This window comes from Acidovorax sp., from assembly GCF_046314175.1.
Lineage (GTDB): Bacteria > Pseudomonadota > Gammaproteobacteria > Burkholderiales > Burkholderiaceae_C > Acidovorax.
This window is the reverse complement of the sequence record NZ_JBKBXG010000167.1, coordinates 1-5,107: the sequence shown is the minus strand read 5'-3', so window position 1 is coordinate 5,107 and position 5,107 is coordinate 1. Positions and strand designations below refer to the sequence as shown.

Annotated in this window: 6 protein-coding genes and 1 pseudogene; 4 read left to right on the top strand and 3 right to left on the bottom strand. The window is 65.4% G+C overall.

The features are described from left to right. Both ACK4OE_RS25085 and ACK4OE_RS25080 read left to right on the top strand, forming a co-directional pair. On the top strand, positions 1 to 920 hold a 920-nt coding region (locus tag ACK4OE_RS25085; RefSeq protein WP_409889142.1), incomplete at its 5' end, for a 5'-nucleotidase C-terminal domain-containing protein. A 122-nt stretch (positions 921 to 1,042) separates the two neighbouring features. Beyond that, on the top strand, positions 1,043 to 1,573 hold the full coding sequence (locus ACK4OE_RS25080; protein WP_082437687.1) for a midcut-by-XrtH protein: 531 nt from the start codon (positions 1,043 to 1,045) through the stop codon (positions 1,571 to 1,573). A 110-nt stretch (positions 1,574 to 1,683) separates the two neighbouring features. On the opposite strand, the gene ACK4OE_RS25075 is transcribed toward ACK4OE_RS25080, so the two are convergent. Together ACK4OE_RS25075 and radC are read right to left on the bottom strand one after the other, a co-directional pair. Then, complete coding sequence (locus tag ACK4OE_RS25075) at positions 1,684 to 2,433, bottom strand: Smr/MutS family protein (RefSeq protein WP_409889143.1); 750 nt, start codon at positions 2,431 to 2,433, stop codon at positions 1,684 to 1,686. A gap of 185 nt (positions 2,434 to 2,618) precedes the next feature. Continuing rightward, on the bottom strand, positions 2,619 to 3,332 hold the full coding sequence (gene radC / locus ACK4OE_RS25070) for a JAB domain-containing protein (RefSeq protein WP_409889141.1): 714 nt from the start codon (positions 3,330 to 3,332) through the stop codon (positions 2,619 to 2,621). An 88-nt stretch (positions 3,333 to 3,420) separates the two neighbouring features. On the opposite strand from radC, the gene ACK4OE_RS25065 reads away from it, so the two are divergent. Both ACK4OE_RS25065 and ispH read left to right on the top strand, forming a co-directional pair. Next, on the top strand, positions 3,421 to 3,885 hold the full coding sequence (locus ACK4OE_RS25065; protein ID WP_409889140.1) for a peptidylprolyl isomerase: 465 nt from the start codon (positions 3,421 to 3,423) through the stop codon (positions 3,883 to 3,885). Beyond that, positions 3,885 to 4,880, top strand: coding sequence for a 4-hydroxy-3-methylbut-2-enyl diphosphate reductase (gene ispH / locus ACK4OE_RS25060; protein WP_409889139.1), 996 nt, complete (start codon positions 3,885 to 3,887; stop codon positions 4,878 to 4,880). Before ACK4OE_RS25065 ends, ispH begins: the two co-directional genes overlap by 1 nt. 133 nt (positions 4,881 to 5,013) lie before the next feature. On the opposite strand, the pseudogene ACK4OE_RS25055 reads toward ispH, so the two are convergent. Beyond that, positions 5,014 to 5,107, bottom strand: a pseudogene (locus tag ACK4OE_RS25055) (histidine kinase); the annotation flags it as partial.

Genomic DNA, 5,107 nt, shown 5'->3' with positions numbered 1-5,107 from the left:
TGACCGTGGATGCCGACCCTGCCATCGCCCCGCTGATCGAGACGCAGCACCAGGCCGCGATCCAGTACGTGAAGACGCCCATCGGCCAGACCGACTTCCGCATGAGCACGCTGTTTGCCGACGTGGGTGACCCGGGCGCGATTCAGATCGTGAACCAGGCGCAGCAGGCCTATGTGGCGGCCTATGTCAAGGCCAACCTGTCGCAGTATGCGCAGCTGCCCGTGCTGTCGGTGAGTGCGCCGTTCAAGAGCGGCTTCCAGGGCGGCGCCGACTACACCGACGTGGCCGTGGGCCCGCTGGCCATCAACAACGCAGCCGACCTTTACCTGTACCCCAACACGGTGTACGCGGTGAAGGTCAATGGTGGCGACATCAAGAACTGGCTGGAGGCAGCTGCCAAGCGCTTCAACCAGATCGACCCGGCCAAGACCACCGAGCAGCAGCTCATCAGCACCTTCCCGGGCTACAACTTCGACATGTTCACCACCGCCGACATGCAGTATGAGATCGACGTCACCCAGCCCGTAGGCAGCCGCATCAAGAACCTGACCTACCTGGGCAAGCCCATCGATGTGGCGCAGGAGTTCGTGATTTCCACCAACAACTACCGCGCCACCAGCGGCAAGAGCTTTATCGACAAGCTCGATGGCTCGGGCACGATCTGGGCCTCACCCGATGCGAACCGGGATGTGGTGATTGACTACATCCGCAAGAACCCGGCGGTAACCCGCGTGGCCAACGGCGCGGCCAAGAGCTGGCGCTTTGCCAAGGCCACGGTAGCGGGCCCGGTGGTGTTCAGCTCGGGCGCCAATGCGCTGAGCGTGGCGCAGGCGGGCGGGCTGGCCAATGTGTCGCTGCTGGCGGCCGATGATGGATCGGGCAAGGGCACGTCGAAGTACGCGATAGACCTCTCGAAGTAAGTCTGGACGGACACAAATACCGCTCTTGGAGACAAAGTGTTACGTGTTAGAGTGACTGCCATAGGCGGAGCAGGCTCCTATTCGACCCTCATCGCCCCCCAATTCTCTTTTTTGGAGTCGCTATGAACCGAACCGCTATTCGCCGCTGGGCCTGTGCAGGGCTGGGGTTGTTTTTCTCTGGGGCGGCGCTGGCTCAGCCAGCTTCCGGCGGAGTCATTAGCTTTGCACTGGCGTCCTCGATCCCGACGTTGTCTGAGTGGGGGATGCTGGCCTTGGTGGCCACCCTGGGGTTGCTGGCTTGGCATGCCTTCAGGCGCCAGGGGCAGAGCGGCAGGTTCTACTCGCTGCTGGCGGCAGCCGTGGGGGTGACCCTGGTGCTGGGCAGCGTCTTTGGTGCACGCAATGCGTACTCGAATGGCAGCATTGATGCAGCCAACTACATCGGGTCTTCGTACAACTTCCCGCCCGATATTGACGAGGTGGTCTACAACTCCGGGGACAAGGACGTGATCATCGTGAGCATTCAGGCGGCTTCGTCCGGGTACACCATCGTGCCGCCTAACACCTTGCCCCAGTGCCTGGTCGGTATGCGAATCCCTGCCCACAGCGCCATCCCCTTTTGCTACGTTCGGGTGGAGAGCAATCAGCTTTGACCGGACGCTTCGCCACGCGGCCCAATTCCCGACGCGTAGCGTTGGGATGATGTGGGAATTTTTGCTATCAAATATATAGCTTTTGGCGCTTGCCCATAAAGCGCTAGACGCTATTTTTGTAACATTTTTCGCGCTGAACGGAGCAGCACCACCAGGGCGCCTGCTCCACCTTCGTCTCCCCGGGCTTGCACAAAGGCCAGGACTTCGTTCTTCTGAACCAGCCAGCTGTGCACCCGGCCTTTGAGGACCGGGCTCTTTCCCGGTGAGCCCAGGCCCTTGCCGTGCACCACGCGCACGCAGCGCAGGCCGGTCTTGTGGGCGTGGCGGATGAAGTCGCCCAGCGCCTCACGCGCCTCGTCCACGCGCAGGCCGTGCAGGTCCAACTGGCGCTGGATGCTCCAGTGGCCCACGCGCAGGCGGCTCGTTACCTCCACGCCGATGCCGGGTCGGCGGAAGCTCAACTGGTCGTCTGTGTCCAGCAGCGTGGTCACGTCAAAGTCGTCGCTGATGGATTCGCGCAGCACGCGCTCTTCGTCCAGCCAGTGCTGCACGGGCAGCGGCGGGGGGTGGTGCTTGCTTAGTCGCGCCACGTTGGGGTTGCGCAGCGGCGTGACGGGGCCCACGCTGCGGCTGAAGAGGTGGCGCTCGGCCTCGGCCCGGGCTGCTGCTTCGCGCCGGGCTTTGTCTTCGGCCTCGCGGCGCTCCTGGTCCTCGCGCAGGCGGCGGGCCACGGTGGCCAGGTCCTGCAGCTGGGTGATGCGTTCGCCTGTCCGGCGAGGGGCAGGTGGTGCGCGGCGTCGGGGCGGTGCCGGGTTGTCACCGATGGCGGGCGGCGCGGGGGCATGACGGACAGGCCGCATCGCCGCCTTGGCCGCAGCCTTCTTGTCGGCCAAACCTGCGCGCCGGGCGGACCGGGGCACGGCGGTGGTGGTGGGGGCAGGGGCAGGCTGGGCGGCGCCCATAGGGCCTTCGGAGCCGCGCGCAGCGCGTGCCAGCGCGGCGTGTAATGCCGTCGTCGGATGGGCCGGTGCGGGCGCAGGCGCAGTCATACTAGGCCCTTTTCGGCCATCGACAGCGCCTGGCCGGGCGCCACGATCACATGGTCGAGCACGCGCACGTCCACCAGTGCCAGCGTGGTCTTCAGGGTCTGGGTCAGCGCCTCGTCGGCGCGGCTGGGCTCCACACTCCCGCTGGGGTGGTTGTGGGCCAGCACCACAGCGGCGGCCTGGTGGTGCAGGGCACGCAGCACGACCTCGCGCGGGTACACGCTGGTCTGCGTGAGCGTGCCGCGAAACAGCTCCTCCAGCGCCAGCAGTCGGTTTTGCGCATCGAGGAACAGCACCGCAAACACCTCGTGCCCCTTGGCCGCCAGGTGCAGCTGCAGGTAGTGCTTGACGGTGTCGGGTGAGTCAAACACCTCGCGTTCGCGCAGTTGCTGGGCCAGGGCGCGGCGGGCCAGCTCCAGCACCGCCACCAGCTCGGCGCGCTTGGCGGGGCCCAGGCCCTTGATGCGCTCCAGGTCGGCCGCGCTGGTGTGCAGCAAGCCGGCAATGCCGCCAAAACCGCCGGTGATGGCGCCCGTGTCCGGGTCGATGCCGGGCGGGTCGAGCAGCTCCTGCGCCATCTGCAGCACCCCCTTGCCCACGATCCCGGTGCGCAGCAGGATGGCCAGCAGCTCGGCATCGGCCAGGGCGGCAGGGCCGCGCGCCAGCAGTTTTTCGCGGGGCTGTGCATCGGCGGGCAGGTCTTTGATGGCCATGGAAGAGGAGGTGGGACGCGCCAGCAGCGGTGGCGGCGGTAGGGGTTTGCCCGGTTTTCTACAATCGCGGCAGTTTATCGGGACTCTCATGACCTCTATTTCCACCTCCCTTCCCACTGTTCAGCCGGGTTCCTTCCTCACGCTGCACTACCGCCTGGCCGGTCCGGCGGGGGATGTGATCAACACTTTTACCGACAAACCCGCCACCCTGTCGCTGGGCACCGGCGAGCTGTCGCCCGCCATGGAGCAGCGCCTGCTCGGACTGGCCGAAGGCACGCGCACCATCTTCGAGCTGCCTGCGGGCGAGGCCTTTGGCGAGCGCAACCCCGACATGCAGCAGTGGGTGGCGCGCAAGCTGATGAATGAGCTGGGCGACCCCGACGAAAAATACAACGTGGGCGATGTGGTGCAGTTCCCCACGCCCGATGGCCAGGGCAGTTACGCAGGCGCCGTGCAGCAAGTGCGTGAAGATGGCGCGGTGCTGTTTGACTTCAATCACCCGCTGGCGGGCCAGCCCGTGACCTTTGAAGTGCAACTGATCGGGATCCTGTGATGCAGGCACCGCAAGAAATCCTTCTGGCCGAGCCGCGCGGGTTTTGCGCAGGGGTGGACCGCGCCATCGAGATCGTGGAGCGCGCCATCCAGAAATTTGGCGCCCCCATCTACGTGCGCCACGAGATCGTGCACAACACCTATGTGGTGAACGACCTCAAGGCCAAGGGCGCGATCTTCATCGAAGAGCTGTCGGACGTGCCGCCCGGCGCCACGCTGGTCTTCAGCGCCCATGGCGTGAGCAAGGCCGTGCAGCAAGAGGCCGTGGCGCGTGGCTTCAGCATTTTTGACGCCACCTGCCCGCTGGTGACCAAGGTGCATGTCGAGGTCGCCAAGCTCGCCAAGGAGGGCTACGAATTCATCATGATCGGCCACAAGGGCCACCCCGAGGTCGAAGGCACCATGGGCCAGCTCGACCAGGGCATCCATCTGGTGGAAGACGTGGAAGACGTGGCGCGCGTGCAGCCGCGGCAGACCGAGAAGCTGGCCGTGGTCACGCAGACCACACTGAGCGTGGACGATGCGGCCGAAATCTCTGCCGCCGTGCGCGCGCGCTTTCCCAGCGTGCGCGAGCCCAAGCAGCAGGACATCTGCTACGCCACCCAGAACCGCCAGGATGCCGTCAAGGTGCTGAGTCCGCAGGTGGATGTGGTGATCGTGGTGGGGAGCCCCACCAGCTCCAACAGCAACCGCCTGCGCGAGCTGGCCGCCAAGCTGGGCACCACCGCCTACATGGTGGACAGCGCCGACGAGCTGAAGGGCGAGTGGTTTGATGGCCTCGCCCGCGTGGGGCTGACCGCCGGAGCCTCGGCGCCGGAAATCCTGGTGCAGCAGGTCATCGACCGCATCAAGGCGCTGGGCGCTGTGTCGGTACGCACCATGGCGGGCATCGAGGAAACCATCAAGTTCCCGCTGCCCAAGGGGCTCAAAATCGACGCGACCACCGGCTTGAGCATCACCGAGCGCACGCCAGAGACCGGGCCTGCGGGGCATTGATCTGGGGCAGCGGGCACCTCATGGGAAGGTGTTCGTTGGTTTTTGCTTCTTAATTGATAGCTGTTAGCGCTTGATGGATAAGCGCTAGGGCCTGATTTGAATCCTGTTTTGTCGCCGTGCAGGATGGGTTGCGCTACAGCGCCATCGCAGGCCCGCTCCACAAATCCAGCGGTGGGTCCGCCGCCACCGCGCGCAGGATGTCGGTGCGGGAGATAAAACCCGACAGC

Excerpts from the sequence above, each read along its gene's own strand:
- ACK4OE_RS25080 (WP_082437687.1), top strand. The coding sequence starts at position 1,043 with ATGAACCGAACCGCTATTCGCCGCTGGGCCTGTGCAGGGCTGGGGTTG.
- ACK4OE_RS25075 (WP_409889143.1), bottom strand. The coding sequence starts at position 2,433 with ATGCGGCCTGTCCGTCATGCCCCCGCGCCGCCCGCCATCGGTGACAAC.
- radC (WP_409889141.1), bottom strand. The coding sequence starts at position 3,332 with ATGGCCATCAAAGACCTGCCCGCCGATGCACAGCCCCGCGAAAAACTG.
- ACK4OE_RS25065 (WP_409889140.1), top strand. The coding sequence starts at position 3,421 with ATGACCTCTATTTCCACCTCCCTTCCCACTGTTCAGCCGGGTTCCTTC.
- ispH (WP_409889139.1), top strand. The coding sequence starts at position 3,885 with ATGCAGGCACCGCAAGAAATCCTTCTGGCCGAGCCGCGCGGGTTTTGC.